This is a genomic window from Microbacterium excoecariae (assembly GCF_011326725.1).
Taxonomy (GTDB): domain Bacteria; phylum Actinomycetota; class Actinomycetes; order Actinomycetales; family Microbacteriaceae; genus Microbacterium; species Microbacterium excoecariae.
Map to the genome: position 1 here is coordinate 123,792 of NZ_JAANCO010000002.1, position 25,447 is coordinate 149,238.

The 25,447-nt window shown below is 71.5% G+C and carries 27 protein-coding genes and 2 tRNA genes; 20 read left to right on the top strand and 9 right to left on the bottom strand.

Annotation, left to right across the window (positions count from 1 at the left end):
• Positions 1-19: 19 nt before the first annotated feature.
• A complete protein-coding gene (locus G8E01_RS11780) occupies positions 20-1,123 on the bottom strand; it encodes an ABC transporter ATP-binding protein (RefSeq protein WP_155048100.1) in 1,104 nt (367 codons plus the stop codon).
• A gap of 234 nt (positions 1,124-1,357) precedes the next feature.
• On the opposite strand from G8E01_RS11780, the gene G8E01_RS11785 reads away from it, so the two are divergent.
• The 5 genes from G8E01_RS11785 (at position 1,358) to G8E01_RS11805 (ending at position 5,881) form a co-directional block, all read left to right on the top strand.
• Complete coding sequence (locus G8E01_RS11785) at positions 1,358-2,218, top strand: DsbA family protein (protein WP_166320102.1); 861 nt, start codon at positions 1,358-1,360, stop codon at positions 2,216-2,218.
• Positions 2,219-2,245: 27 nt separating this feature from the next.
• Positions 2,246-2,318: transfer RNA gene (locus tag G8E01_RS11790), tRNA-Thr, on the top strand.
• A gap of 115 nt (positions 2,319-2,433) precedes the next feature.
• Complete coding sequence (locus tag G8E01_RS11795) at positions 2,434-4,155, top strand: nitrite/sulfite reductase (RefSeq protein ID WP_166320366.1); 1,722 nt, start codon at positions 2,434-2,436, stop codon at positions 4,153-4,155.
• Positions 4,152-4,895, top strand: coding sequence for a phosphoadenylyl-sulfate reductase (locus G8E01_RS11800; RefSeq protein WP_166320104.1), 744 nt, complete (start codon positions 4,152-4,154; stop codon positions 4,893-4,895). Before G8E01_RS11795 ends, G8E01_RS11800 begins: the two co-directional genes overlap by 4 nt.
• Before the next feature lie 26 nt (positions 4,896-4,921).
• Positions 4,922-5,881, top strand: coding sequence for a DMT family transporter (locus G8E01_RS11805; RefSeq protein WP_166320106.1), 960 nt, complete (start codon positions 4,922-4,924; stop codon positions 5,879-5,881).
• Here G8E01_RS11805 and msrB read toward each other — a convergent pair.
• Positions 5,865-6,266, bottom strand: coding sequence for a peptide-methionine (R)-S-oxide reductase MsrB (msrB, locus tag G8E01_RS11810; RefSeq protein ID WP_155048094.1), 402 nt, complete (start codon positions 6,264-6,266; stop codon positions 5,865-5,867). The genes G8E01_RS11805 and msrB overlap by 17 nt on opposite strands.
• 74 nt (positions 6,267-6,340) lie before the next feature.
• Between msrB and G8E01_RS11815 the strand changes: the two genes are divergently transcribed.
• The 5 genes from G8E01_RS11815 to groL all read left to right on the top strand — a co-directional run bounded on the left by G8E01_RS11815 (position 6,341) and on the right by groL (position 10,338).
• Complete coding sequence (locus tag G8E01_RS11815) at positions 6,341-7,309, top strand: DUF2332 domain-containing protein (RefSeq protein WP_166320108.1); 969 nt, start codon at positions 6,341-6,343, stop codon at positions 7,307-7,309.
• Positions 7,310-7,356: 47 nt separating this feature from the next.
• Positions 7,357-7,641, top strand: coding sequence for a DUF3263 domain-containing protein (locus tag G8E01_RS11820; protein WP_155048091.1), 285 nt, complete (start codon positions 7,357-7,359; stop codon positions 7,639-7,641).
• Positions 7,642-7,663: 22 nt separating this feature from the next.
• Positions 7,664-8,209, top strand: coding sequence for a LytR C-terminal domain-containing protein (locus G8E01_RS11825; protein ID WP_166320110.1), 546 nt, complete (start codon positions 7,664-7,666; stop codon positions 8,207-8,209).
• Between the two features lie 119 nt (positions 8,210-8,328).
• On the top strand, positions 8,329-8,532 hold the full coding sequence (locus tag G8E01_RS11830; protein ID WP_155048087.1) for a cold-shock protein: 204 nt from the start codon (positions 8,329-8,331) through the stop codon (positions 8,530-8,532).
• A gap of 183 nt (positions 8,533-8,715) precedes the next feature.
• The gene (groL, locus tag G8E01_RS11835; protein WP_155048086.1) at positions 8,716-10,338 is read left to right on the top strand and encodes a chaperonin GroEL; all 1,623 of its coding nucleotides are present in this window, start codon (positions 8,716-8,718) and stop codon (positions 10,336-10,338) included.
• Between the two features lie 73 nt (positions 10,339-10,411).
• On the opposite strand, the gene G8E01_RS11840 is transcribed toward groL, so the two are convergent.
• From G8E01_RS11840 to G8E01_RS11865, 6 genes are all read right to left on the bottom strand, one after another.
• On the bottom strand, positions 10,412-10,699 hold the full coding sequence (locus tag G8E01_RS11840) for a WXG100 family type VII secretion target (protein ID WP_166320112.1): 288 nt from the start codon (positions 10,697-10,699) through the stop codon (positions 10,412-10,414).
• A gap of 120 nt (positions 10,700-10,819) precedes the next feature.
• Positions 10,820-12,499 (bottom strand): ATP-binding protein, encoded by a 1,680-nt coding sequence (locus G8E01_RS11845; RefSeq protein WP_166320114.1) that lies wholly within the window; start codon positions 12,497-12,499, stop codon positions 10,820-10,822.
• 96 nt (positions 12,500-12,595) lie between these two features.
• A complete protein-coding gene (locus G8E01_RS11850) occupies positions 12,596-13,288 on the bottom strand; it encodes a response regulator transcription factor (RefSeq protein WP_166320116.1) in 693 nt (230 codons plus the stop codon).
• Between the two features lie 73 nt (positions 13,289-13,361).
• A complete protein-coding gene (locus G8E01_RS11855) occupies positions 13,362-15,002 on the bottom strand; it encodes a DNA repair helicase XPB (protein ID WP_166320118.1) in 1,641 nt (546 codons plus the stop codon).
• 42 nt (positions 15,003-15,044) lie between these two features.
• Positions 15,045-16,730: a helicase-associated domain-containing protein gene (locus tag G8E01_RS11860; RefSeq protein ID WP_166320120.1), complete on the bottom strand. Its 1,686-nt coding sequence runs from the start codon at positions 16,728-16,730 to the stop codon at positions 15,045-15,047.
• Positions 16,727-16,990: a multidrug ABC transporter ATPase gene (locus G8E01_RS11865; RefSeq protein WP_155048082.1), complete on the bottom strand. Its 264-nt coding sequence runs from the start codon at positions 16,988-16,990 to the stop codon at positions 16,727-16,729. Before G8E01_RS11865 ends, G8E01_RS11860 begins: the two co-directional genes overlap by 4 nt.
• A gap of 112 nt (positions 16,991-17,102) precedes the next feature.
• On the opposite strand from G8E01_RS11865, the gene G8E01_RS11870 reads away from it, so the two are divergent.
• The 8 genes from G8E01_RS11870 to G8E01_RS11905 all read left to right on the top strand — a co-directional run bounded on the left by G8E01_RS11870 (position 17,103) and on the right by G8E01_RS11905 (position 22,434).
• Entirely contained in the window at positions 17,103-17,483 is a 381-nt protein-coding gene (locus tag G8E01_RS11870; protein WP_166320122.1) for a cold-shock protein, read from the top strand.
• Positions 17,467-18,009, top strand: a complete 543-nt coding sequence (locus tag G8E01_RS11875) for a DUF3027 domain-containing protein (RefSeq protein WP_166320124.1) — start codon at positions 17,467-17,469, stop codon at positions 18,007-18,009. Before G8E01_RS11870 ends, G8E01_RS11875 begins: the two co-directional genes overlap by 17 nt.
• Before the next feature lie 25 nt (positions 18,010-18,034).
• The gene (gene serC, locus G8E01_RS11880) at positions 18,035-19,144 is read left to right on the top strand and encodes a phosphoserine transaminase (RefSeq protein ID WP_166320126.1); all 1,110 of its coding nucleotides are present in this window, start codon (positions 18,035-18,037) and stop codon (positions 19,142-19,144) included.
• A 78-nt stretch (positions 19,145-19,222) separates the two neighbouring features.
• Positions 19,223-19,921 (top strand): iron-dependent transcriptional repressor DtxR, encoded by a 699-nt coding sequence (locus G8E01_RS11885; protein WP_166320128.1) that lies wholly within the window; start codon positions 19,223-19,225, stop codon positions 19,919-19,921.
• 205 nt (positions 19,922-20,126) lie between these two features.
• Positions 20,127-21,050, top strand: coding sequence for a M23 family metallopeptidase (locus tag G8E01_RS11890; protein ID WP_166320130.1), 924 nt, complete (start codon positions 20,127-20,129; stop codon positions 21,048-21,050).
• Positions 21,051-21,400: 350 nt separating this feature from the next.
• Positions 21,401-21,898: an HNH endonuclease gene (locus tag G8E01_RS11895; RefSeq protein ID WP_155048077.1), complete on the top strand. Its 498-nt coding sequence runs from the start codon at positions 21,401-21,403 to the stop codon at positions 21,896-21,898.
• A gap of 62 nt (positions 21,899-21,960) precedes the next feature.
• On the top strand, positions 21,961-22,308 hold the full coding sequence (locus G8E01_RS11900; protein ID WP_166320132.1) for a histone-like nucleoid-structuring protein Lsr2: 348 nt from the start codon (positions 21,961-21,963) through the stop codon (positions 22,306-22,308).
• A gap of 53 nt (positions 22,309-22,361) precedes the next feature.
• Positions 22,362-22,434 (top strand) — tRNA-Arg (locus G8E01_RS11905).
• A 17-nt stretch (positions 22,435-22,451) separates the two neighbouring features.
• On the opposite strand, the gene G8E01_RS11910 is transcribed toward G8E01_RS11905, so the two are convergent.
• Positions 22,452-23,291, bottom strand: a complete 840-nt coding sequence (locus tag G8E01_RS11910) for a LuxR C-terminal-related transcriptional regulator (RefSeq protein WP_166320134.1) — start codon at positions 23,289-23,291, stop codon at positions 22,452-22,454.
• A 140-nt stretch (positions 23,292-23,431) separates the two neighbouring features.
• Here G8E01_RS11910 and G8E01_RS11915 point away from each other — a divergent pair, with 140 nt between their 5' ends.
• Positions 23,432-23,782 (top strand): DUF485 domain-containing protein, encoded by a 351-nt coding sequence (locus G8E01_RS11915; RefSeq protein ID WP_166320136.1) that lies wholly within the window; start codon positions 23,432-23,434, stop codon positions 23,780-23,782.
• Positions 23,779-25,392 (top strand): solute symporter family protein, encoded by a 1,614-nt coding sequence (locus tag G8E01_RS11920; protein ID WP_166320138.1) that lies wholly within the window; start codon positions 23,779-23,781, stop codon positions 25,390-25,392. The genes G8E01_RS11915 and G8E01_RS11920 overlap by 4 nt, the downstream gene beginning before the upstream one ends.
• The last annotated feature ends 55 nt before the right edge of the window (positions 25,393-25,447 follow it).

The window sequence follows — 25,447 nt, forward strand, 5'->3', positions numbered from 1 at the left end:
TCGTCGTATCCCGCGAGTGTTACGCGGAGGCGATGGCCTTGTCGATCAGGCGCTCGCCCGTCTCGGCGTCGAAGACGTGCACGCGGCCGGGCGTCGGCGAGAGCGTGACGGTGTCGCCGGCCATCGGGTGGTCGCGGCCGTCGACGCGCGCGACGAGCTCTACGTTCTCGCCCTCGATCTCAGTGTGGCCGTAGAGGTACCCGTCGGCGCCGAGCTCCTCGACGAGGTCCACCTTGACGCTGAGGCCGGGCTGGCCCGGGCCGGCGACCACGAAGTCCTCGGGGCGCACGCCGATGCGGACCTTGGAGCCGTGCGCGCGGCCGAGCGCCTGGCGCTCGACGCCCACGACCTGGGTGCCCACGGTCACGCCGCCCTCGGCGATGTCGGCGGGGAAGAGGTTCATGGCGGGCGAGCCGATGAACCCGGCGACGAAGTCGTTCTGGGGGCTCTCGTACAGGTCGCGCGGCGTGCCGACCTGCTGCAAGACGCCGTCCTTGAGGACCGCGATACGGTCACCCATCGTGAGCGCCTCGGTCTGGTCGTGCGTGACGTAGACCGTCGTGACGCCCAGGCGGCGTTGCAGCGACGCGATCTGCGTGCGGGTCTGGACGCGGAGCTTGGCGTCGAGGTTCGACAGCGGCTCGTCCATGAGGAACACCTGCGGCTCGCGCACGATCGCGCGGCCCATCGCGACGCGCTGGCGCTGACCGCCCGACAGGGCCTTCGGCTTGCGGTCGAGGTAGGGCTCGAGGTCGAGGAGCTTCGCGGCGTCCTGCACGCGCTTGGCCCGCTCCTCCTTGCTGACGCCCGCGATCTTGAGCGCGAAGCCCATGTTGTCGGCGACCGTCATGTGCGGGTAGAGGGCGTAGTTCTGGAAGACCATCGCGATGTCGCGGTCCTTCGGCGGCACGTCGGTCACGTCGCGGTCGCCGATGCGGATGGCGCCGTCGTTGACCTCCTCGAGGCCCGCGAGCATGCGGAGCGAGGTGGACTTACCGCAACCGGAGGGGCCCACGAGGACGAGGAACTCGCCGTCGCCGATCTCGAGGTTGAGCTTGTCGACCGCGGGGCGGACGCCGCCCGGGTAGACGCGGGTGGCATTGTCGAACGTCACAGTGGCCATGACTGTTTCTCCTTCACCGGCAGGTACGTGCCGGACGATCCGTTGTGAATGGAAGCGGGGCGCCGGAGCGTACCGCGGGCCCGTCGTTGGGCCTGGCCTGAGTATTGCATGGGAGTCACGCGGCGCGCCAGCGCGGATCCGGATATCCCGCGCACCTGGCCCTTTCCCAGCGGTCGTCACTATGCTTTCGGGGTTGTCGTCCGCACCTGGCGGACCGAGGAGACCCACCAGATCATGACGAACGAGACGCCCGAACTCCCCGAGAACTCCGCGCCCGGCGCGCGCCGCGAGGCGCTGCGCGAGAAGGCGACGGCCGTGAAGGCGCGGATCCGCCGCCGGCGGCTGATCCGCTGGGCCGTGATCGCGCTCGTCGTGATCGTCGCCGTCGGCGCCGCCGCCTGGTGGATCTGGCGCGAGGTCTCGCCGGAGATCGACCGCCCCGTCGTGACCCCCAACAACGTCACGGGCGACGCCGTCGACATGATCTCCCTCCTCCCCGAGGAGGAGCGGCCGGAGACCGTCGCGGACCCGATCGACATCGAGATCTACGTCGACTACCTCTCGCCGGACGCGGGCGACATCGAGCAGAACCTCGCGCCGGCGATCTTCGAGCTGGTCGACGAGGGCGTCGTGACGGTGGCCTACCACCCGCTCTCCCTGCTGTCGGGGCAGTCGAACGGCACGCAGTACTCGGCGCGCGCCGCCGGCGCCGCCATGTGCGTCGTCTCGGACGCGCCGCAGGCGTTCCGCGCGTTCAACACGGCGCTCCTCACGAATCAGCCGGAGCCCGACACGGACGGCTACACCGACGAGGAGCTCGCGGACCTGGCCGAGGAATCCGGCGCCGAGGACCTGGGCGACTGCATCGCCGACCACACCTACACGCCGTGGGTGTCGGAGGCGACGGCCCGCGCGCTCGACGGCGAGCTTCCCGGCACCGACGGGGTCGCGCTGACCGGCGACGCGATGGTGCTCGTCGACGGCATGGAGTACGAGGGCGCGTTCGACGACGCCGCGGAATTCAGCCAGTTCCTCCTCACCGTGCAGAGCGAGCTGTACTACGGCGACACGGGCGATTCGGCCGACGCCGAGTAGGGTGGATCCCGCCCCGCTCGGGGCCCCGCCGGCTTAGCTCAGTTGGTAGAGCACCTGTCTTGTAAACAGGGGGTCGTCAGTTCGAACCTGGCAGCCGGCACCGTCACACCGCGGCGCCCGCGACGCCGCATTTCGTCACAGAGGGTCACGCGCCGCGCCTGGCGCGGCGGCGGTCCTTAGGCTCGTCCTATGTGCGGGCGAAGGACGGGATGGCGATGAGCGAGGACACGAACCAGGCGGCGTCGGGACGCGGGGCGCGCACGCGCGCGCAGCGGGGCGCGAGCAAGCCGCACGGGCAGTGGAAGATCGACGGCACGGAGCCGTTGAACGCCAACGAGCAGTTCAAACAGGACGACAGCGGGCTCAACGTTCGCGCGCGCATCGAGAACGTCTACGCGAAGGGCGGGTTCGCGTCGATCGACCCGACCGACCTGCACGGCCGCTTCCGGTGGTGGGGGCTGTACACGCAGCGCAAGCCCGGCATCGACGGCGGGCGCACCGCGACCCTCGAGCCGCACGAGCTCGAGGACGAATACTTCATGCTCCGCGTCCGGATCGACGGCGGCCAGCTCACGACCGAGCAGCTGCGCGTGATCGGCACGATCTCCACCGAGTTCGCGCGCGGATCCGCGGACCTCACCGACCGGCAGAACATCCAGCTGCACTGGATCCGCGTCGAGGACGTGCCCGAGATCTGGCGGCGCCTCGAGGCGGTCGGGCTGGGGACCACCGAGGCGTGCGGCGACGTGCCGCGCGTCGTGCTCGGGTCCCCCGTCGCGGGCATCTCCTCGGAGGAGCTGATCGACCCGACGCCCCAGATCGACGAGATCACGGAGCGCTTCATCGGGGATCCGGACCTCGCGAACCTGCCCCGGAAGTTCAAGACGGCGATCACGGGCCACCCGAGCCAGGACGTCGTGCACGAGATCAACGACGTCGCGTTCGTCGCCGTGACCCACCCCGAGTACGGCGTCGGATACGACGTGTGGGTCGGCGGCGCGCTCTCCACCGTGCCGCGCCTCGGCGAGCGGCTCGGAGCCTGGGCGGCGCCCGACCAGGTGGCCGACGTCTGGCACGGCGTCGTGCGCATCTTCCGCGACTACGGCTACCGTCGCCTGCGCAACAAGGCGCGCCTGAAGTTCCTCCTCGCCGACTGGGGCGTGACGAAGTTCCGCGAGGTGCTCGAGACGGAATACCTCGGGTACCGCCTGGCCGACGGGCCGGCGCCCGTGCGGCCGACGGGGCCCGGCGACCACGTCGGCGTGCACCCGCAGAAGGACGGCCGCGTCTATGTCGGCGCGACGCCGATCGTCGGGCGCGTGTCGGGGGAGCGCCTGACGGCGCTCGCCGACCTGATCGAGGAGCACGGATCCGCGCGCCTGCGCACGACGCCGCACCAGAAGCTCGTGATCCTCGACATCCCGGCGGACCGGACGGAGTCGCTCATCGCGGGCCTCGACGGGCTCGGGCTCAGCGCGCGCCCGAGCCTCATCCGCCGCGGCACGATCGCGTGCACCGGCATCGAGTACTGCAAGCTCGCGATCGTCGACACGAAGGACACCGCCGAGCGCGCCGTGCGCGACCTCGAGGAGCGCTTCGCCGACACCGACCTGCCGGCGCCCCTGTCGCTGCACGTCAACGGCTGCCCCAACTCGTGCGCGCGGATCCAGACGGCCGACATCGGCCTGAAGGGCCAGATCATCACGGACGACGCGGGCAACCAGGTCCCGGGCTTCCAGGTGCACCTGGGCGGCGGCCTCGCCTCGCCCGACCGCGAGGAGGCGGGCCTCGGACGCACGGTGCGCGGGTTGAAGGTCACGGCGGACGGCATCTCCGACTACGTCGAGCGCGTCGCGCGCCGCTACGCCGACGGCCGCGAGGGCGGCGAGTCCTTCGCGCAGTGGGCGCACCGGGTCGACGACGAGGTGCTCACATGAGCGTGAGCCTCGCGCCGCGGGCCACGCGGCGCACGGCCGACGAGCTCGAGGCCCTCGCGCGCGAGGCCGTCGTCGAGCTGGGGAGCGGATCGGATCGCGAGGTCGACGCGGCGGCGGCGATCGCGTGGGTCGTCCGGACCTTCGAACCGGGCGCCGTCGCGGTCGCCTCCTCGATGGCCAACACCGTGCTGCCCCACTTCGTCTCGCAGCGGATCCCGGGCGTCGACGTGCTGTTCCTCGACACCGGCTACCACTTCGTCGAGACGCTCGCGACGCGCGACGAGGCCCAGCGCCAGCTCGACATTCGCGTCGTGGACGTTACCGCGAGCCTCTCGGTCGCGGAGCAGGACGCCGCCTACGGGCGCGACCTGTTCGCCTCGAACCCCGAGTACTGCTGCGCCATGCGCAAGGTCGAGCCGCTGCGCGACTCGCTGCGCGGGTACGAGGTGTGGATCTCGGGGGTGCGCCGCGAGGAGTCCGCGACGCGCACGATGGCCCCGCTCGTGACGTTCGACCACAAGAACGGGCTCGTGAAGGTCAACCCGTTCGTGGCGTGGACCAGCGACGAGCTGTATGGCTACGCGGCGCAGCACGGCGTGCCCATGAACCTCCTCCTCGGGGCGGGATACCCGTCGATCGGCTGCGAGCCCTGCACGCAGCCCGTCGCCGACGGCGCGGATCCGCGGTCCGGCCGCTGGGCGGGCACGGCGAAGGTGGAGTGCGGGATCCACGTGATCTGAGCCGCCGCCGGTAGCCTCGAGAGGTCATGGAACGCTCGGGGTCCGCGCGCATCGTCGCGCTCGTGGTCGGCGTCGTGGGCGCCGTCGCCGTCGGCGCGCTCACGGCCCTGCAGGCGCGCCTCAACGGCGAGCTCGGCGCCGTCCTCGCCGACGGGTTTCTCGCCGCCGCCATCTCGTTCGGCTCGGGGCTGGCGATCCTCGTCGTGCTCGGGCTCGCGCTCCCGTCGGGCCGCGCGGGCCTGAAGCGCATCGCCGCCGAGCGCCGCGCGGGGCGCCTCGACTGGTGGCTCCTGTGCGGCGGCGCGGCCGGGGCGTTCAGCGTCGCGACGCAGGGCCTGACGGTTGGCGCGATCGGCGTCGCGCTGTTCTCGGTCGGCATGATCGCGGGGCAGACCGTCGGCGGGCTCGTCCTCGACCGCACGGGGTACAGCCCCGCGGGCGTCTCGCCCGTGACCCCGGGGCGCCTCGTGGGCGCCGCGCTCGTCGTCGCGGCCGTCGTCGTCTCGCTCGGCGGCGCCGCCGGATCCGTCCCGGCCTGGATGCTCGCGCTGCCGTTCCTCGTCGGGGTCGGCGTCTCGTGGCAGACCGCGACGAACGGGCGGCTGCGGCAGCGGGCCGGATCCGCGCTCGCCGCGACGGCCGTGAACTTCGTCGGCGGGACGGCGCTCCTCGTCGTCGCCGCCGGGGTCTCGGTCGCCGTCCGCGGGTGGCCCGACCAGTTCCCCACCGCGCCCGCCGTATACGCGGGCGGCGTGCTCGGGGTGAGCTACATCTTCATCTCGGCGGCGCTCACGCCGCGGACCGGCGTGCTCGTCATGACCCTCGGGTCGGTCGTCGGCATGCTCGCGTCGTCGGTCGTGTTCGACCTTGTGTGGCCGCCCGAGGCGGACCCGGACCCGGTGCGCCAGGCCGCCATGATCCTCCTGGCCGCGGCGGGCGTCGCCGTGGCGATCGCGCCGCGGCGGGGGTTCAGGACTCGGGGGTGAAGGTGAGCGACAGCGAGTTCATGCAGTAGCGGTCGCCCGTCGGCGTGCCGAAGCCGTCGGGGAAGACGTGCCCGAGGTGCGAGCCGCACGCGGCGCACCGCACCTCGGTGCGCTGCATGCCCAGGCTGTTGTCCTCGAGCAGCTGCACCGCGTCGGGGCGCACCGACTCGTAGAAGCTGGGCCACCCGCAGTGCGAGTCGAACTTCGTGCCGCTCTGGAAGAGCTCGGCGCCGCACCCCGCGCACGTGTAGAGGCCCGCGCGCTCCTCGTCCAGGAGTTCGCCCGTCCAGGCGCGCTCCGTGCCCGACTCGCGCAGCACCGCGTACTGCTCCGGGCTCAGCTCGGCGCGCCACTCGTCCTCGGACTTCTCGACCTCGTATGCCATGCCCCCAGGATACGACGCGCCGCGCGGGGCGGGCGCGGCTCGTGACGCGCCGTGACGCGGGCGAGAATGGGCGGATGGATCCCGCCCTCGCCGACGTCCTCCAGCGCTACGACCGCTTCGCCCGGGAGGAGGCGCCCGGGCGCAGCGCCCGGTACGCGGAGTGGGCCGCGGGGCTCGCGGCGGATCCGGAGACGGCGGCGATCCTCGCCCCGCTTCCCGCGCCCCACCGGCAGCCGCCCGTCGTGTTCGCCGTGACGCGCATGCTGGGGGCGCCCGCCGATTACGGGGCGTGGGCCGCGTTCGTGCGCGCCCACGCCGAGCGCATCGTGGCCGAGTGCGCCGCGCGCACGACCCAGACCAACGAGCCGCTCCGGTGCGCGCCGCTCGCGTTCGCGCTCGCGCGCATCCCGGGGCCCGTCGCGCTCCTCGAGGTCGGCGCGTCGGCCGGTCTCTGCCTGTTTCCGGACCGCTACGCCTACCGATTCGTCGAGCCGGGCGGCGGCACGCGGCTCCTCGGATCCGGTCCCGTCGTGCTGACCTCCGAGCTGCGCGGGGGCCTCGCCGCACCCGAGCGGATCCCCGAGATCGTCTGGCGGGCGGGCATCGACCCGCAGCCGCGCGACGCGCGCCGTGAGGAGGACCGCGCGTGGATCGAGGGCCTCGTCTGGCCGGGCGAAGACGAGCGCGCGCGGCGGATCGCGGGCGCGCTCGACATCGCGGCGGCGGATCCGCCCGAGATCGTCGCCGCGGACGCGTCCGAGGAGGGCGTCATCGCATCGCTCGCCGCGCGGGCGCCCGCGGACGCGACGCTCGTCGTGACGACACCGGGCGTCCTCCCGCACCTGCCCCGTCCCGCGCGCGAGCGCCTGATCTCGCAGATCCGCGACCTGGGCGCCCGGTGGATCACGATCGATCACCCGCGCCTCCACGACGCGTGGACGGCGCCGATCGACGCGGACGCGTGGCCCGGGTTCGTGCTCGCGCTCGACGGCACCCCGGTCGCCGCGACGGATCCGCTCGGCGGGTGGATCGCCCCCGCCTGACCGCGTGTCTGGGCGGACGCACGGGGGAGGGCGCATACGCTCGAGGCATGTCTGACGTGCACCTCGGCGCCCCACGTCCCGGGGCGGAGCAGGGCGGGCTCGACGAGCGCTCCCGCGCCATCCTTGCCTTCGAGGCCGAGTGGCCGCAGCACGACGGCGCGAAGGAGGAGGCCCTGCGCGCACGCTTCGGGATGGAGCCCGCGCGCTATTACCAGGTCCTCGCGCGCCTGACGGACGACCCCCGCGCCCAGGCGCACGCGCCGCTGTTGATCGGCCGGCTGCGCCGCCTGCGCGATGCCCGCGCCGCGCGCCGCGCGCGGCTGCTGCATTGACGGGCCCGCTACCATGACCCGCGTGCCGCAGACCGACTTCCCGCAGGACCGCTTCGACGACGTCGACGAGGACCCCGCGCGGCTCGGCGCCCACCGCGCGCCGCGCCCCCGCTTCCGGTGGGTCGTCGTGCTGCTGTGGTGGCTCCTCGCCGTGGCGGTGCTGACCGGGGCGGGGATCCTGGCGTTCCTGGCGCTGTCGAGCACCGAGTCGATCAGCCTCCCGTCGTCGAGCCAGACCGCGGTCGCGACGCCCTCCCCGTCGGAGATCGACACCTCGTACACCGTCCTCGTCCTCAACGGGACGGCGGACGCCGAGGCGTCCGCGGCGGTGCAGGAGGCGGTGCGCGACGCGGGGTGGGACGAGAGCGACATCGTCCCCCTGAACTCCGACGTCAACGACTTCCAGCACACGACGGTCTATTACGCGGACGCGGAGGATCAGGCGGCCGCGCAGGGCCTCGCCGACGCGCTCGAGATCGACGCCGTGCAGGAGAACGACGAGTTCGCGGCGATGAGCGATGGGGGCCTGACGATCGTCGTCGGCCTCGACCGTGTTTCGGAGTCGTAAACACCTCGCGTCGAGGCCGTCAATCCTTCGCCGGTCGGCCGGAAACCGCGGATCCGCGCGGATAGCATCGCTCCCATCCCCGGCGCCACGCCGGGAGGTTCGCAGCACCAGGAGTGAGCATGACGCAGGGCACCGTGAAGTGGTTCAACGCCGAGAAGGGGTACGGATTCATCACCGTCGACGCCGACGGGAAGGATGTCTTCGTGCACTACTCCAACATCGAGATGAGCGGCTTCCGCGTTCTCGAGGAGGGGCAGGCCGTGGAATTCACCGTCGGCTCCGGCCAGAAGGGGCCGCAGGCCGAGACCGTCCGGGTCGTCTGAGACTCCCCTCATCGTCGCGCCGCCGGCGCCTCGCGCGAACCCGCGCGAGGCGCCGGCGGCGTTCGTGCGGCGTGCGCGCGAAGAGGTTTGCACTCTCCCTGGTCGAGTGCCAGAATGCTCTTAGCACTCAGTGTGACTGAGTGCTAAAGACCACACGCCTACGTCCGGGAGGGACGACAACACATGGCAAAGATGATCGCTTTCGACGAGGAGGCCCGCCGTGGCCTCGAGCGCGGCCTCAACCAGCTGGCCGACGCCGTCAAGGTGACGCTCGGCCCGCGCGGCCGCAACGTCGTGCTGGAGAAGAAGTGGGGCGCCCCCACGATCACGAACGACGGTGTGTCGATCGCCAAGGAGATCGAGCTCGACGACCCGTACGAGAAGATCGGCGCGGAGCTCGTCAAGGAGGTCGCGAAGAAGACCGACGACGTCGCCGGCGACGGCACGACGACGGCCACGGTCCTCGCGCAGGCGCTCGTTCGTGAGGGCCTCCGCAACGTCGCGGCCGGCGCCGACCCCATCAGCCTGAAGCGCGGCATCGAGAAGGCCGTCGCGGCCATCACCGCCGAGCTGCTCGCGAACGCCAAGGAGATCGAGTCGAAGGAGGAGATCGGCGCGACCGCCTCGATCTCCGCCGCCGACCCCGAGATCGGCCAGCTCATCGCCGAGGCGATCGACAAGGTCGGCAAGGAGGGCGTCGTCACGGTCGAGGAGGCTCAGGCCTTCGGCACCGAGCTCGAGCTCACGGAGGGTATGCGCTTCGACAAGGGCTACCTGAACCCGTACTTCGTCACGGACCCGGAGCGCCAGGAGGCCGTCTTCGAGGACCCGTACATCCTCATCGCGAACCAGAAGATCTCGAACATCAAGGATCTCCTGCCCGTCGTCGAGAAGGTCATGCAGGCGGGCAAGGAGCTCGTCATCATCGCCGAGGACGTCGAGGGCGAGGCGCTCGCGACGCTCGTGCTCAACAAGATCCGCGGCATCTTCAAGGCCGTCGCCGTCAAGGCGCCGGGCTTCGGCGACCGCCGCAAGGCGCAGCTCCAGGACATCGCCATCCTCACGGGCGGCCAGGTCATCACGGAGGAGGTCGGCCTCAAGCTCGAGAACACCGACCTCGAGCTGCTCGGCCGTGCGCGCAAGGTCATCGTCACGAAGGACGAGACGACCATCGTCGAGGGTGCCGGTGAGGCGTCGGCGATCGAGGGTCGCGTGACGCAGATCCGCCGCGAGATCGACGCGACGGACAGCGACTACGACCGCGAGAAGCTGCAGGAGCGCCTCGCGAAGCTCGCGGGCGGCGTCGCCGTCATCAAGGCGGGTGCCGCGACGGAGGTCGAGCTCAAGGAGCGCAAGCACCGCATCGAGGATGCCGTTCGCAACGCGAAGGCGGCCGTCGAGGAGGGCATCGTCCCCGGTGGTGGCGTCGCGCTCCTGCAGGCCGCCTCGACCGCGTTCGCGAAGCTCGAGCTCGTGGGCGACGAGGCGACCGGCGCGAAGATCGTGCGCGTCGGCATCGAGGCGCCGCTCAAGCAGATCGCGCTGAACGCGGGACTCGAGCCGGGTGTCGTGGCCGCCAAGGTCGCGGAGCTCCCGACCGGCCAGGGCCTCAACGCCGCCACGGGCGAGTACGTCGACATGCTGGCCGCCGGCATCATCGACCCCGCCAAGGTGACGCGTTCGGCTCTGCAGAACGCCGCGTCGATCGCCGGCCTGTTCCTCACGACCGAGGCCGTCGTCGCCGAGAAGCCCGAGCCGGCCGCGCCGGCCGCGGGCGGCCCCGACGCGGGCGGCATGGACTTCTAAGTCCTTCCCCCGCTCCGGCGACGTCACGAGGCGGCCCTTCTCCCCCGGGAGGAGGGCCGCCTCTCGTCGTTCGTCAGCGGAACATTCCGGCGATGTCGGCCTCGGCCTGCTGGTAGCCGGTGCCCGCGGCCTGGAGGCGCTGGGCGAGGTGCTGCAGCCCCTCCTCGACGCGCGCCTGCACCGACTGCCACTCGGCGGCGAGGCCCTGGAACGCTTGCGACGCACCGCCCTGCCACGTCGCCTCGAGCTGGTGGATGCGCCCCATGAGGAGCGCAACCTCCGCCCGCAGCCGCTCCGAGGAGGCCTGCGCCTCCGCCTGCGCCTGGAGGAGCGCGTCGCTGTCGACCTGAAACTGGGTCATGTCGGATCCTTTCTCGTCTCGTTCCTCGACGGTATGGATCCGCGCCCCGCCTTTTTCGGCCCAGGGGCCGCCGCGCTCAGATAACCCGCGCGCCGCGCGGGGTGTGAACGCGCTCGGGTCCTACACGAGCGGGAAGGCGACCTGGAAGGTCGCGCCGCCGCCCGGGGTGTCGAAGACCGACACCGAGCCGCCGAGCCGCTCGACGATCGACGCGACGATCGCGAGGCCGAGGCCGCTGCCGCCCGTCTCGCGCGTGCGCGAGGTGTCCGCGCGCCAGAAGCGCTCGAAGATCTTGGCGCGGATCTCCGGGGGGATGCCCTCGCCGTGGTCCACGACCGAGATCCAGCCCATGCGCGTGTCGACGTCGACGCCGACCGTGAGCTCGATCGGCGAGTCCGCCGGGCTGTATCGGCGCGCGTTGCCCAGCAGGTTCGCGACGACCTGCTGGATCTTCTCCTCGGATCCGCGGACGATGGGGGGCACCTCGACGGGCTTGCCCGGGCGGGGCTCGGAGAAGTCGAGCGGCGCGATGGCGCGGGGGGTCTCGTCGCGCGCCGCGCGCTCGCCGCGACGCCGCAGCAACGCGCGCTGCGCGCGCGAGAACGCCGCCGAGCCCGCGCCGAACGCGCCGCGCACCCCCGAGGCTGGCGGAGCGGGCGGCAGGGCCTCGCCGGGGGCGTCGCGGACGGGAGCGGGCGGCTCGAGCGCGTCGCGGGCGCTCTCCGACAGGATCGTGATGGGGCCCGTGAGCGCCTCGAACGTCGTGTCGTTCACGGCGATCTGGCGCGCCGGATCCGCGGCGCGCACGTCGAGCGCCGCGTCGCGCGCGATCTGCCTGAGGTCGACGTCGCCGATCTCGAACTCGCGGCGCTCGTCGAGGCGAGCGAGCGACAGGAGGTCCTCGACGAGCGAGCTCATCCGCTTCGCCTCCTTCTCGATGCGCTCCATGGCCTTCGCGGTGTCCTCGTGCGTCTGAATCGCGCCCATCCGGAAGAGCTCCGCGTAGCCCCGGACGCTCACGAGCGGCGTGCGTAGCTCGTGACTCGCGTCGCCGATGAAGCGGCGCATCTTGTCGACGGTCGCGTCGCGCTCGGCGAACGACTCGTCGAGGCGATCGAGCATCGTGTTGATGGCCAGCTTGAGGCGCCCGACCTCGGTGCTCGGCTCGATGTCGGTCATGCGCTGCGCGAAGTCGCCGTCCGCGATCGTCATCGCCGTCGATTCGACCTGGCCGAGGCGCCGGAACGCGAGCGTCACGAGCCACCGGGTGACGAGCGCGCCCACGATGAGCGTGAGGATCGTCATGATCGTGAAGACCCCGACGTAGGTGCTCATGAAGGCGTCGACCTCGGACAGCGGGAGCGCCACGAGCTGGGCGTACAGCGCGCTCGTGCCGCCGACCGTGACCTGGACGGGGGCGACGGACGCGCGATAGCCCGGGCCCGTGAGCGTGTCCAGGCTGAAGATCGCGTCCTGGTTGAGGAACGCGTCCTGCACCGTCAGCTCGGTGGGGAACAGCGGATCCGCGCCCGGCCCGCTTTCGCCGCCGGAGACGCCCACGAGGGATCCCTCGGCGTCGTAGATGGCGACGATGTACTCGGTGCGCGGCTCCGGGTCCTTCGGCAGCAGCGTGGGGATCCCGTCCGCATCCTGGACGACGTCGAAGACCGTCTCGTAGACGTCGGTGCCGGACAGCTGCAGCGCCGAGGTCCCCACGTATCCGGACAGCATGGACTGCAGGACGGGGGTGGATCCGATTCCCGCCGACAGCAGGCCGGCCGCGAGCACGCCCACCGTCACGCCGGTGATCTTGGCGCGCAGGCTCGTGCGGCGCCACCAGCGTGTGATCGCGTCGGAGCGGGTGGCCAGGGCGCGCGCCTTTCCTCGGGGCGGGGGTTAGGGCTTGTCGACCTTGAGCATGTAGCCGAAGCCGCGCTTGGTCTGGATGAGCGACTCCGAGGCGTGCGGGTCGATCTTGCGGCGCAGGTAGGAGATGTAGCTCTCGACGATGCCCGCGTCCCCGTTGAAGTCGTACTCCCACACGTGGTCGAGGATCTGGGCCTTCGAGAGCACGCGGTTCGGGTTCAGCATGAGGTAGCGCAGGAGCTTGAACTCGGTCGGGCTGAGATCGATCGCCGTGTCGCCCACGTACACGTCGTGCGTGTCCTGATCCATCGTCAGCTCGCCGGAGCGGATGACCGACTCCTCCTCGTCCGACTGCATCGTGCGCCGGAGCACGGCCTGGATCCGCGCGACGATCTCGTCGAGGCTGAACGGCTTGGTGACGTAGTCGTCGCCGCCGACGTTGAGGCCCTTGATCTTGTCGTCGGTGTCGTCCTTGGCGGTCAGGAAGATGATGGGGGCCGTGTAGCCCGCGTCGCGCAGGCGCTTCGTGACGCTGAATCCGTTCATGTCGGGCAGCATCACGTCGAGCACGATGAGATCGGGCTCTTCCTCCAGCACGGCCGAGATCGTCTGGGCGCCGTTGATCACGGTCCTGACCTGGAATCCGGCGAAACGCAGGCTCTGGGAGAGCAGGTCGCGGATGTTCGGCTCGTCGTCGACTACGAGGATGCGCGGTGCGGTCATACCCCCCATTATGTCGACAATGCGCCGTCGGTGGCGCTTTTGGGCGCCGAACCGCCCTCAGGCGACCCCGCGATCAGGCCGCGATGTCCTCCGTGTCGAGGATCGTGTAGCTGTATCCCTGCTCCGCGAGGAAGCGCTGGCGGTTCTGCGCGAACTCCTGGTCGACCGTGTCCCGGGCGATGAGCGTGTAGAAGCTGGCCGTGTGGTCGCTGCGCTTGGGGCGAAGCAGCCGCCCGAGGCGCTGGGCCTCCTCCTGCCGGGACCCGAAGGAGCCCGAGACCTGGATGGCGACCGACGCCTCGGGGAGGTCGACGGAGAAGTTCGCGACCTTCGAGACCACGAGGATCCGCTCCGTGCCCTCGCGGAACGCCTGGAACAGCTCCTCGCGCTCGTCGACCGGCGTCGCGCCGGTGATCTGCGGCGCACCGAGCGCGTCGGAGAGCTCCTGCAGCTGATCGAGGTACTGCCCGATCACGAGGATCTGCTCGTCGCCGTGCCGCGCGATGATCTCGCGCGCGGCGTCGATCTTCGCGGGGGCGGTCGCCGCGATCCGATAGCGCTGGTCGTCGGCCGCGGCGGCATACTCGAGGCGCTCGGAGGCGGGCAGGTCGATGCGCACCTCGTAGCAGGCGGCGGGGGAGATGTACCCCTGCTGCTCGATCTCCTTCCACGGGGCGTCGAAGCGCTTCGGGCCGATGAGGCTGAACACGTCGCCCTCGCGCCCGTCCTCGCGGACGAGCGTCGCCGTCAAGCCGAGGCGTCGCCGGGCCTGCAGGTCGGCGGTCAGCTTGAACACGGGCGCCGGGAGCAGATGCACCTCGTCGTAGAGGATGAGCCCCCAGTCCAGCGCGTCGAGCACGTCGAGGTGGGCGTACTGCCCCTTCCGCTTCGACGTGAGGATCTGGTAGGTCGCGATCGTGACGGGCTTGATTTCTTTGACCTGCCCCGAGTACTCGCCGATCTCGTCCTCGGTCAGCGTCGTGCGCGCGAGCAGCTCGTCGCGCCACTGGCGCGCGGACACCGTGTTCGTGACGAGGATGAGCGTGGTCGTTTTCGTGGCCGCCATGGCGCCCGCGCCGACGAGCGTCTTGCCCGCGCCGCAGGGCAGCACGACGACGCCGGAACCGTCGGCCGAGAACGTGTCGACGGCCTGCTCCTGGTAGGGCCGCAGGCTCCACCCGTCCTCCGCGAGCGCGATCTCGTGCGGCGTTCCCGGGGTGTAGCCAGCGAGGTCCTCGGCGGGCCAGCCGATTTTGAGGAGCTCCTGCTTGATCTGGCCGCGCGCCCACGCGTCGATCACGTGCGTGTCGGGGTCCGGGTGCCCGATGAGGAGGTTCTGGATCCGCTTGTTGCGGGAGACCTCGGCGAGCACCGCGCGGTCGGTCGAGCGGAGCAGAAGCTCGCCCTCCTCGCCGCGCTCGATCGTCAGGCGCCCGTATCGACCGACCGTCTCGCGCAGGTCGGTCGCGACCGAGGGCGGGACGGGGAAGCGCGTGAAGCGGTCGAGGGTCTCGAGCATGTCCTCCGCCGTGTGGCCCGCGGCGCGGGCGTTCCACAGCCCGAGGCGCGTGATCCGATACGTGTGGATGTGCTCGGGCGCGCGCTCCAGTTCGGCGAACACGGCGAGCTCGTGCCGCGCCGCCTCCGCGTCGGGGTGCGCAACCTCGAGGAGGACCGTGCGGTCGCTCTGGACGATCAGGGGGCCATCAGCCATAGCCCACGAGTCTATCCGCGCGAGGCGAACCGGGGCCCGTGTTCAGACGCGGCGCGCGGAGCGGATCAGCGAGACGGGGAGGGTGCGCTCGACGTCGGCGCCCCCGTCGCGCCCCCGGAGCCGACCCCCGCCAAGCCCCGTCGCGTCGAGCCGCATCTCGCGTACGCTGCCGTCGGGCATGTTCACCTCGACCGCGAGCGTCGCGCGGTCCTTCACGGCCGCCTCGAGCTCGCGCTCGAGCCACGCGGTGTCGCCGTCGGCCGCGTGGCCCTCGCGGAGGCGCTCGATGAGGGCGGCGGCGTCGGCGGGGCGAGCTCGGTCGGGAAGCACCCGCCGCCGATCGCGCGGGAGCGGATCGCCCGCGGCGTCGACGCGCACGGCCGGATAGCGGGCGTCGGCGAGCGCCCAGAACACGGTGTCGGCGGCGGCGGCCGTCCGCAGGCGCTCGCCCTCGTGCACGAGACCGAGGCTCTGGAGCGACTGGTCGACGCCGAGCGTGCGCAACAGGTCCGGATCCGTGCTGGTGACGACGGTGTGGCCCCGCTCGGCATCGGAGGACACGCGGACGAGGCCGTGGCGGTCGGCGATGCGGTCGAGGAGATAGGCGAGCGGCTGGGGGACGCCGGTGAGCGAGATCTCCTCGAGGAAGGCGCGCATGGAGGCGGCCGTTTCGCCCGCGCCCAGGGCCTCGGTCAGCGTCGGCTCGGAGAAGCGGTACGACGAGGCCTGCGCGTGCGACTCCCGCAGGGCCATGCGCCGGAGACGCACGTCGAGCGCGGGCGCGAGCGGGCCGGGGCTGATCGCCGTGAGGTCGTTCTGCAGGTACACGCGGTCGACCTCGTGCGGCAGGAACTCCGCGAGCGCCGCCGTGTCGGCCGCGCCGCCGCGCCGCAACGGCGCCGCCCAGGCGGGTTCTGTGGGCGGGTCGCCGTCGGCGACCACGCCGACCAGGCGGGCGAACTCGAGCCAGCCGCGGGCCTTGTCGGGCCAGGCCTCGTCGAGCGGATAGGCGTCCGACCACAGCGCGGGATCGATCCAGCCCTCGCCCCGGCGTAATCCGTCCGGAAGGGCGTCGCGCAGGCGCGCGGCGAGCGTCGCCCATCGCTCGGGCGTCGAGTGCTCGATCCAGGCCGCGCCCGCGGCGGTCACGCCGAACACCCGCTCGTGGCCCCGCAGGAGACCCGTGGCGCCCGCGAGGCGCACGAGGGCGTCCGCCTCGCCGGGTGCGGAAACGATCTGTTCGTCGACGAGCCGACGGCGCTCGGTCGCGCTGAGGGCGCCCGTCCCGACGCGGGCGAGCGGGGCGCCGAGGGCACGCAGGAGGATGTCCGCGAGCGCCGTGATCGTCGTGAACGCGCGTTCGGCCGCGTGCTCGGCGGCGGCCCCCGTCGCGGCCGGCGGCTCCTGGTCGGGCGTCGGCGTCGGGTTCGCGCCGGCCAGCGCGCGCGCGACGGGCCGAAGCGCGAGCCCCGCCTCGTCGGTGAGCGCGAGGGTGGTCAGCGGCTCGCCCGAGGCGAGGCGCCACACGGCGTCGCGGGGCAGGACCGAGAGTGCGTCCGTGACGTGCTCGGGGAGGAGGAGCCACTCGGCCGCGTCGAAGAAGTCGCGCCACGCGCCCGAGGCGGCGAGGACGTGACGCTCGGCGAACAGCGCCTCCAGCTCCCGATCATCGGCGGCGCGGAGCCGCTCGGCGATCAGTCGCGCCGCGGCGCCGTCCTCCGCGTTCACTGCCGGTTCGCCCGGCCCCGACGGATGAAGCTCATGATGAGCAGCGCGAGCAACAGGAGGAACGAGATGACCGGTCCGACCATCTGCACGACGAACACGGTCGGCCAGACGCCCGACGCGTAGTCGACGCCGCCGACCGCGCCGGCGATCATCACCGCGACGAAACAGCCGATCGACAGCACGAGGATTCCCAGCGACATGGCGGCCAGGACCCGGTCGATGCGGCGCACGGGAGGGGCGCCATCGGCGTTATTGCTCATCCCTCCCACAGTAGTCCACCGACCCCCGCCGTGGCGCGCACGGTAATCTGAACGGTCGGGGGACCGAGCGGATCCCTCGTTCTTCGTTTCCGGCAGCTTCAGCGAGGTTCCCATGCCCACCGGCAAGGTCAGGTTCTACGACGAGGACAAGGGCTTCGGCTTCATCTCGTCCGACGACGGACAGGACGTTTTCCTGCACGCGAGCGCGCTCCCCGCCGGGGCGTCCCTCGTGAGCGGGACGCGGCTCGAGTTCGGCGTCGCCGATGGTCGGCGCGGCCCCTCCGCGCTTTCGGTCCGGGTGCTCGACGCCCCGCCGAGCGCCGTGCGCGCGCAGCGCAAGAAGCCCGACGACATGGCCGTCATCGTCGAGGACCTCGTGCGCCTCCTCGACGACATGGGCGGCGACCTCCGCCGCGGGCGCTACCCCTCGAACGCGCACGCCCGCAAGATCGCGGCCGTCTTGCGAAAGGTTGCCGATGACATCGACGCGTGAGCCCGACGAGCGCCTGACCGGCGCGGGCCCCCTCGCTCTCGCCGCGCTGGCGGAGATCACCCCCGAAGACACCATCGGCGCGCCCGCCGGCTACGAGGCGCACGAGGACGGCACGGTGTCGCTGCGGTTCGCGGCGACCCTGCCGGGGTACCCGGGGTGGTTCTGGACGGTGTCCGTCGCGGCGGTCGGTGGCGCGGATCCGACCGTGCTCGAGGCCGAGCTGCTGCCGGGCGACGACGCGCTCGTCGCGCCCGAGTGGGTGCCCTGGTCCCAGCGCCTCGAGGAGTACAAGGCCGCCCAGGCGGCCGCCCGCGCCGCGGGCGAGGACATGGGCGACGCCGAGGGCGGTTCCCCCGACGGCGACGAGGGCGAGGACGGCCCAGACGACGACGCGGAGGACGACGCGGAGGACGACGACGACGCGTCATTCCTGCACGCCGGGGACGTGGACGGCGTCGACATCGACGAGCTGGACGAGGGCGCGGAGGGCGAGTCGCCCGACGGTGCGGAGGGCGACTCGGAGTAACGGGGCCGGGGCCTAGGATGGGCCCATGACGCTCCAGATCCCCGCTGACCTCCTTCCCGCCGACGGCCGCTTTGGGTGCGGCCCGTCGAAGGTGCGCGACGCGCAGGTGCAGGCGCTCGCGGAGGCGGGCGGTTCCCTGCTCGGCACGTCGCACCGCCAGGCGCCGGTGAAGAACCTGGTCGGGAGCGTGCGCGAGCGCCTCGCCGCGATGCTGCGCCTGCCGGACGGCTACGAGGTCATCCTGGGCAACGGCGGATCCACGGCCTTCTGGGACGCCGCGGCGTTCGGTCTGATCCAGACCCGCAGCCAGAACCTCACGTTCGGCGAGTTCGGCGGCAAGTTCGCGGCGGCGGCCGCCGCGCCGTGGCTCGAGACCCCGGACGTGCGCCAGGCGACGCCGGGCACGGTCGCGCAGCCCGTGGCGGTGCCCGGGATCGACGTGTACGCGTGGCCGCAGAACGAGACGTCCACCGGCGCCCAGGCGCGCGTGGCCCGCGTGGCGGGAGACGACGGCGCGCTCACCGTGATCGACGCCACGAGCGCGGCCGGCGGCCTCGACGTCGATGCGCGCGAGTTCGACGTCTATTACTTTGCGCCGCAAAAGAACCTCGGGTCGGACGGCGGGCTGTGGATCGCCGCCGTCTCGCCCGCCGCGATCGAGCGCATCGGCGCGATTCAGGCGTCGGGGCGATACATCCCCGCCTCCCTCGACCTGACCACGGCGCTCGACAACTCGCGCAAGAACCAGACCTACAACACGCCGGCGCTGTCGACGCTCCACCTCCTCGACAGTCAGCTCGAGTGGATCCTCGGCAACGGCGGGCTCGAGTGGGCCGCGGCGCGCACGCGTGAGTCGTCCTCGGTGCTCTACGACTGGGCGGAGGCCTCCCCGGTCGCGACGCCGTTCGTGCGGAACCCGGCCGACCGGTCGAGCGTGGTCGTGACGATCGACTTCGACGCGTCGGTCGACGCCGCCGCGCTCGCGGCGACCCTGCGGGCGAACGGCATCGTCGACACGGAGCCCTACCGCAAGCTGGGCCGCAACCAGCTGCGCGTGGCGACCTTCGTCTCGATCGAGCCGGACGACGTGCGCCAGCTGACCCGCAGCATCGACTACGTGCTCGCGCAGGGCTGAGGCGGCCCGCCGCGCCGCGCCACGGCCCGCTGCGCGGGTTAGGATCTCCTTACCCCATTTCGCAACGAAAGCGCCGCGATGACTGATCTGATCGACACCACCGAGATGTATCTCCGCACCGTCCTCGAGCTCGAGGAGGAGGGGATCGTGCCCCTGCGCGCGCGCATCTCGGAGCGACTGGGGCACTCGGGCCCGACCGTCTCGCAGACGGTGGGACGCATGGAGCGCGATGGGCTCATCCGCGTGGGCGAGGACCGGCGCCTCGTGCTCACCGTGGACGGACGCCGGAAGGCGATCGAGGTCATGCGCAAGCACCGGTTGGCGGAGCGCCTGCTCAGCGACGTGATCGGGCTCGACTGGGCCTATGTGCACGAGGAGGCCTGTCGCTGGGAGCACGTCATGAGCGAGCTCGTCGAGCGCCGGCTGGTCGAGCTGCTCGGCCACCCCGACGAGTCCCCCTACGGCAACCCCATCCCCGGGCTGGGCGAGCTGGGCGATGTCGCGACGTCGACCACCTTCGACGAGGGCGTCATCGGCGTCGTGAAGAAGCTGGACCTCGCGGGGGAGCCGATCCGCGGGACGGTGCGCCGGCTCGCCGAGCCCGCGCAGGTGGATCCCGAGCTGCTGAGCCAGCTGCGGGACGCCGGGGTGGTCCCCGGCGGGACCGGGGCGTTCGAGTACAACGAGGGGTATGTGCTCGTCCGCATGGACGGCGCCGAGAACGGCCTCGAGCTCCCGATCGACGTCGCCTCGCACGTCTTCCTCGTCGCCGACTGACGCGCGGCCGTCAGCGGATTCTGGTCCGGGCGTGACTTTGCCGTTATCTTTCGTTACCATTTGGTGATACCCGGCGCCCGCGCCGGGGGCTCTGTGGGAAATCGCCTCGTGTGGTTCGCCCCTCCCGCAGAGAGACACTGTGCCCCCAACCAGTGCTGGCGAATCACCGCGTTCCCGACGCGCGAGGCGATGGAGGAACCCGATCTTGGCAGACGACATGACGGCGCGCGACGAGCTCGCCCCCGACGACGCGCAGGTACCCGCTGCGCAGCCCCTCACGAGCCGCAAGATGCTCGCCGCCGCCCGCAAGGACATGCGTGAGACAGAGCGCGCGGCCCGCCGCGAGGAGGCTCACCAGGCGTCGCGCCGCTTCACGCCTCTGCGTGCCGCGGGAACGCTGGCCGCGGTGTGTGCGCTCATCGCCGGCGTCGCGATCCCCGCGTACGCGGCGACCCAGCAGGACACGTCCTCTCAGACGGCGAGCGTGCGCGAGGCCGCCGAGGGCGAAGCCCAGTCGCTCGAGGTGAGCGAGGACGCCGCGTCGACCGACCTCACGGCGACGACCTACGCCGCGACCTCCTCCGAGGAGATCGAAAAGATCGAGGCCGAGCGCGCCGCCCTCGAGCGCGCCGAGGCCGAACAGGCTGCCGCGGAGGAGGCTGCCGCGGAGGCGGCGGCCTCCGCCGAGGCGACCGAGGCCGCCGAGACGACCGGGACTGTGGCGAGCGCCGAGGCGCCCGCGCCGACCGTCGTCGACGGCGCCGTGAACCCGCTGCCGGCGGGATCGTACTACGTCAGCCGCTCCGTGAGCTCCGGCCACGACGGCACCGACATGGTCGCTCCGGCCATGACGCCGATCTACGCCGTCAAGTCCGGCACCGTGACCGTCTCGAGCGAGGGCTACGGCGGCTGGGGCGTGACGGTCGCGATCGATCACAACGACGGCACGCAGACCCTCTACGGGCACATGACGTACGGCACGCGCCAGGTCGCGGCGGGCCAGGCCGTGGAGGCCGGGCAGATCATCGGGTACGTCGGCTCGACCGGCCGCTCGACGGCGAACCACCTCCACATCGAGCTGCGGATCAACGGCGTGATCGTCGATCCGATGAACTACCTGCCGATCTAATCAGGCACCTCGCGATCGAGCCCGCACCGACGACACGGTGCGGGCTCGATCGCATGTTGCACGAAATTCATTCGGCATTCGTCTCCCGGGCGTGTCCGCTGGGCTATCCTGATCGCGTCGTCGCGACGACGAGGGAGAGGAAAGCCCATGGACCAACGCCCACGCATCCGAACCACGGATGCGCTCGGACGCTATGTCCTGAGGCATTGTGCGCACACGAGCCGCGGCGCCGCCGCGGTGTGCCATCGAGGCGCTGTCATTGCGACAGCGCCTTTTTTCGTGCCCTCCGGCCCGCGCGACGACAATCCGCAACTCCCGGAAGCCATCCGGGAAGGGAAGAAAGGTCGCATATGCGCACCCTCGTGTTGAATGCCGGATTCGAGCCGCTCGCTGTGGTCTCGTTCAAGCGCGCGCTCGTGCTCGTGATGAACGACAAGGCGAATGTGATAGAGCGGATGGAGAACGCTCCCGTGTGGAGCGTTTCCGGCCCGCACGATCGCCCCGCCGTGATCGTTCTGAATAGATATGTCAGAATTCCGCACGCGCGTCGCATTCCCGTCACCCGTCGCGGGGTTCTGCGCCGCGACGGCTATCGCTGCGGCTACTGCGGTCGCGCGGCCAACACGATCGACCACGTTCTCCCGCGCTCGCGGGGTGGCGCGGACTCCTGGGAGAACCTCGTTGCGGCCTGCGTGACGTGCAACAACGTCAAGAGCGACCGGACGCCGCAGGAAATGGGCTGGAAATTGCGCCACGTCCCCGCGATTCCCCGCGGAAACAGCTGGGCGGTGCGCGGTTCCGAAAAAGCGGACCCCTCGTGGGAGCGCTATTTGGAAATGGCCGCTTAGGCCGCGATTGAAATATCGCTTTCGATAAGCAATTTCACGTGCACACGGGTTATGGTGTCGTTATGGCGAGAAAGATTGTTCATCAGTTGGTCGACGACATCGACGGAACCGTGCTGGAGCCGGGCGAGGGCGAGACGATTCTTTTCTCCCTCGACGGCAAGAGCTACGAGATTGACGTGAGCGCGGAAAACGCGCAGGCCGTGCGCGATGCATTCGAGCCGTTCGTGTCTTCGGCGCGGCGTATCTCGGGGGCCACGGCGACCCCGAAGACTCGCGGTGCGCGCTCAAGCGGCGGAAGCGGTCGCGACCTCGCGGCCGTCCGCGAGTGGGCGCGGGCGAACGGGCACACGGTCAGCGATCGCGGGCGCGTCCCCGAGGCGGTCCTGCAGGCCTACGACGCCGCGCACTGACGCGACAAGCCCACGCGCCCTCCCAGATAGACTGGGAGGGCGCGTTGGCGCATGCCCCTGTAGCTCAGTGGATAGAGCGTCGGTTTCCTAAACCGTGCGTCGCAGGTTCGAGTCCTGTCAGGGGCACCGGATCCCCGCACCCCCTACGGCAGCAACCCGTGGCGCCGCGCTGCCGCGACCGCGGCGTGGCGCGTCGAGGCGTCGAGGCGGGACATCGCGGATGCAAGGTACGCCTTGACGGTCGCCTCGCGCAGGCCCAGGCGCTCGGCGATCTCGGCGTTCGTCGCGCCGAGCGCGGCGCACGCGAGCACGTCCACCTCGCGCGGCGCCAGCCGGATCTCGGAGGCGCGCGGCGGGGCGTCCGCGGAGAGAGCCGCCAACCGTCGCTCCACGGCCGCGAGGCGGCCGCGGAGGCCCGCGTCGTCGACCTCGGCGGCGATGAGGCGGAGCTCCGCGTAGGTGGCGCGCAGCTCCTCCCGCTGCGCCGCGGGGAGGGGACCGGGCGCGTTGCGCGTGTCCTCGAGGGCGCTCGGCCGCTCCGCGAGCGCCGAGGCGAGGCGCTCCGCGACGCCGACCGCGGGAGCCGCGGCGACGCCGCCCACGGTGGAGGAGCCCCACGCCCCGCCATACAGGAGGCCGCGCGGGCGTCCCGCGACGACGACGGGCACCGCGATCAGCGTGCCGATCCCCTCGCCGAGGATGAAGCCGTCGTAGTCGTGCGTGATCTGCCTGGCCGTGGCGTAGTCGCCCGTCATGCGCGGGCGCGCCTCGGCGACCGCCCGCCCGCCGAGCCCGCGGTCGGGCGCGACGGCGAGCCCCGCGAGCGCGCCCGTGCGGTTCCCCACGATGCGGGTCACGCGCGTGAGCTGGTCCTCGTCCGCGAGGCCGCCGAAGGCGAGGGGGAACCGCGTGACGGCCGCGAACTCCTCGACGGCGCGGGCGAGAAGCTGCTGATCGTTCGGCCCGGGGGGCGTCGCCGACATGGTGCCTACCGCCTTTCGGGGGTGACGGCCCGCGGGCCGAGTTCGTAGCGTCGTGGACAGCTCGGGGCCCCACGAGGGATCCCCGGTTCCCGAGGCGGCGCAACGGTGCGTCGCCCAGCGACATGCGGCAAGGAGGCCACATGACGGACAAGAATACTGCCACGACACCCGCGGGGGTCGTGGACTATATCGCGGTGGAGAACTCGGAGACGTTCCGCGGACTGAAGCGGACGCACCGGTCGTTCGTGTTTCCCATGGCCGCGCTTTTTCTCGTGTGGTACTTCGCGTACGTGCTGCTCGCCGGGTGGGCGCCCGACTTCATGGGGCAGCGCGTCTGGGGCGACATCACGGTCGGCCTTCTCCTCGGGCTGGGCCAGTTCGTGACAACGTTCGCCATCACGATGGGCTACGTCGCCTTCGCGAATCGCCGGCTCGATCCGGTGGCACAGCGGATCCGCGAACAGCTCGAGCGCGAGGAGGCCGGCCGATGAGCGGCGCGCTGGAGACGGCGGCGGACGTCGTCACCGAGATCGAAAACAACCCGATCCTCAACATGTCGATCTTCGCGGCGTTCGTGGCCGTGACGATGTTCATCGTCATCCGCGCGAGCCGCAACAACGCCTCGGCCGCCGACTACTACGCGGGCGGGCGGTCGTTCACGGGGCCGCAGAACGGCTTCGCCATCTCGGGCGACTACCTCTCGGCCGCCTCGTTCCTCGGCATCGTGGGCGCGATCGCGGTCAACGGCTACGACGGGTTCCTCTACTCCATCGGCTTCCTCGTCGCATGGCTCGTGGCGCTCCTGCTCGTCGCGGAGCTGATGCGCAACACGGGGAAGTTCACGATGGCCGACGTGCTGTCGTTCCGCCTCCGGCAGGCGCCCGTCCGCATGGCGGCCGCGGTCACGACCCTGGCCGTGTGCTTCTTCTACCTGCTTGCGCAGATGGCCGGAGCAGGCGGGCTCGTGTCCCTGCTGATGGGCATCGACGGCGCGATCGGGCAGTCGATCGTCATCGCGGTCGTGGGCGTGATCATGGTGCTGTACGTGCTCATCGGCGGCATGAAGGGCACGACCTGGGTGCAGATCGTCAAGGCCTTCCTCCTCATCGGCGGCGGCATCGTGATGTCGATCTGGGTGCTCGCGCTCAACGGCTTCAGCATCAACGCGCTGCTCGAGTCGGCCGTCGCGGCCTCGCCGCAGGGGGACGCGATCCTCAGCCCCGGGCTGAAGTACGCCAACCCGCTCGACTTCCTTTCGCTCGGCCTCGCGCTCGTGCTGGGCACCGCCGGGCTGCCGCACGTGCTCATGCGCTTCTACACCGTGCCCACCGCGAAGGAGGCCCGCCGTTCCGTCGTCTGGGCGATCTGGCTGATCGGGCTGTTCTACCTGCTGACGCTCGTGCTCGGCTACGGCGCGGGCGCCCTCGTGGGCCCCGAGCAGATCGAGGCCGCGCCCGGCGGGGTGAACTCGGCGGCGCCGCTGCTCGCGAACGCGCTCGGCGGGCCGCTCCTCATGGGGTTCATCTCCGCCGTGGCGTTCGCGACCATCCTCGCCGTCGTGGCCGGGCTGACGATCACCGCGTCGGCCTCGTTCGCCCACGACATCTACGCAAACGTGTGGAAGAAGGGGAAGGTCACGGGCGACGGCGAGGTGCGCGTCGCGCGGATGACGACGCTCGTCGTCGGCGCGCTCGCGATCGTCGGAGGCATCGGCGTGCAGGGTCAGAACGTCGCGTTCCTCGTGGCGCTCGCATTCGCGGTGGCCGCCTCGGCGAACCTGCCGACGATCCTCTTCTCGCTGTTCTGGCGCGGTTTCACGACCATGGGGGCGGTTCTCAGCATGTACGGCGGTCTCGCGGCCGCCGTCATCCTGATCGTGCTCTCGCCGGTGTTCTCCGGATCCGAGACGAGTGTCTTCCCCGGCATCGACATCGCCGTGTTCCCGCTGACGAACCCGGGCATCGTGTCGATTCCCGTCGGGTTCCTGCTGGGATTCGTCGGGTCTTTCATCGGGCGCGGATCCGAGGATCCGAAGCTGGCGGCGGAGATGGATGTGCGCTCGCTGACGGGCCACGGGGCCGAAAAGGCCGTCGAGCACTAGGGAGACATGCCCGACGACGGCGACCCTCGAGGGCGCGCGGCCACCGCGCCGCGCG

Coding starts and splice junctions, on each gene's coding strand:
- G8E01_RS11915 (WP_166320136.1), top strand. CDS start 23,432: ATGACGGACAAGAATACTGCCACGACACCCGCGGGGGTCGTGGACTAT.
- serC (WP_166320126.1), top strand. CDS start 18,035: ATGACGCTCCAGATCCCCGCTGACCTCCTTCCCGCCGACGGCCGCTTT.
- G8E01_RS11785 (WP_166320102.1), top strand. CDS start 1,358: ATGACGAACGAGACGCCCGAACTCCCCGAGAACTCCGCGCCCGGCGCG.
- G8E01_RS11855 (WP_166320118.1), bottom strand. CDS start 15,002: ATGGCTGATGGCCCCCTGATCGTCCAGAGCGACCGCACGGTCCTCCTC.
- G8E01_RS11920 (WP_166320138.1), top strand. CDS start 23,779: ATGAGCGGCGCGCTGGAGACGGCGGCGGACGTCGTCACCGAGATCGAA.
- G8E01_RS11870 (WP_166320122.1), top strand. CDS start 17,103: ATGCCCACCGGCAAGGTCAGGTTCTACGACGAGGACAAGGGCTTCGGC.
- G8E01_RS11815 (WP_166320108.1), top strand. CDS start 6,341: ATGGATCCCGCCCTCGCCGACGTCCTCCAGCGCTACGACCGCTTCGCC.
- G8E01_RS11795 (WP_166320366.1), top strand. CDS start 2,434: ATGAGCGAGGACACGAACCAGGCGGCGTCGGGACGCGGGGCGCGCACG.
- G8E01_RS11805 (WP_166320106.1), top strand. CDS start 4,922: ATGGAACGCTCGGGGTCCGCGCGCATCGTCGCGCTCGTGGTCGGCGTC.
- msrB (WP_155048094.1), bottom strand. CDS start 6,266: ATGGCATACGAGGTCGAGAAGTCCGAGGACGAGTGGCGCGCCGAGCTG.
- G8E01_RS11885 (WP_166320128.1), top strand. CDS start 19,223: ATGACTGATCTGATCGACACCACCGAGATGTATCTCCGCACCGTCCTC.
- G8E01_RS11875 (WP_166320124.1), top strand. CDS start 17,467: ATGACATCGACGCGTGAGCCCGACGAGCGCCTGACCGGCGCGGGCCCC.
- G8E01_RS11780 (WP_155048100.1), bottom strand. CDS start 1,123: ATGGCCACTGTGACGTTCGACAATGCCACCCGCGTCTACCCGGGCGGC.
- groL (WP_155048086.1), top strand. CDS start 8,716: ATGGCAAAGATGATCGCTTTCGACGAGGAGGCCCGCCGTGGCCTCGAG.
- G8E01_RS11800 (WP_166320104.1), top strand. CDS start 4,152: ATGAGCGTGAGCCTCGCGCCGCGGGCCACGCGGCGCACGGCCGACGAG.
- G8E01_RS11830 (WP_155048087.1), top strand. CDS start 8,329: ATGACGCAGGGCACCGTGAAGTGGTTCAACGCCGAGAAGGGGTACGGA.
- G8E01_RS11895 (WP_155048077.1), top strand. CDS start 21,401: ATGCGCACCCTCGTGTTGAATGCCGGATTCGAGCCGCTCGCTGTGGTC.
- G8E01_RS11850 (WP_166320116.1), bottom strand. CDS start 13,288: ATGACCGCACCGCGCATCCTCGTAGTCGACGACGAGCCGAACATCCGC.
- G8E01_RS11900 (WP_166320132.1), top strand. CDS start 21,961: ATGGCGAGAAAGATTGTTCATCAGTTGGTCGACGACATCGACGGAACC.
- G8E01_RS11840 (WP_166320112.1), bottom strand. CDS start 10,699: ATGACCCAGTTTCAGGTCGACAGCGACGCGCTCCTCCAGGCGCAGGCG.
- G8E01_RS11910 (WP_166320134.1), bottom strand. CDS start 23,291: ATGTCGGCGACGCCCCCCGGGCCGAACGATCAGCAGCTTCTCGCCCGC.
- G8E01_RS11865 (WP_155048082.1), bottom strand. CDS start 16,990: ATGAGCAATAACGCCGATGGCGCCCCTCCCGTGCGCCGCATCGACCGG.
- G8E01_RS11820 (WP_155048091.1), top strand. CDS start 7,357: ATGTCTGACGTGCACCTCGGCGCCCCACGTCCCGGGGCGGAGCAGGGC.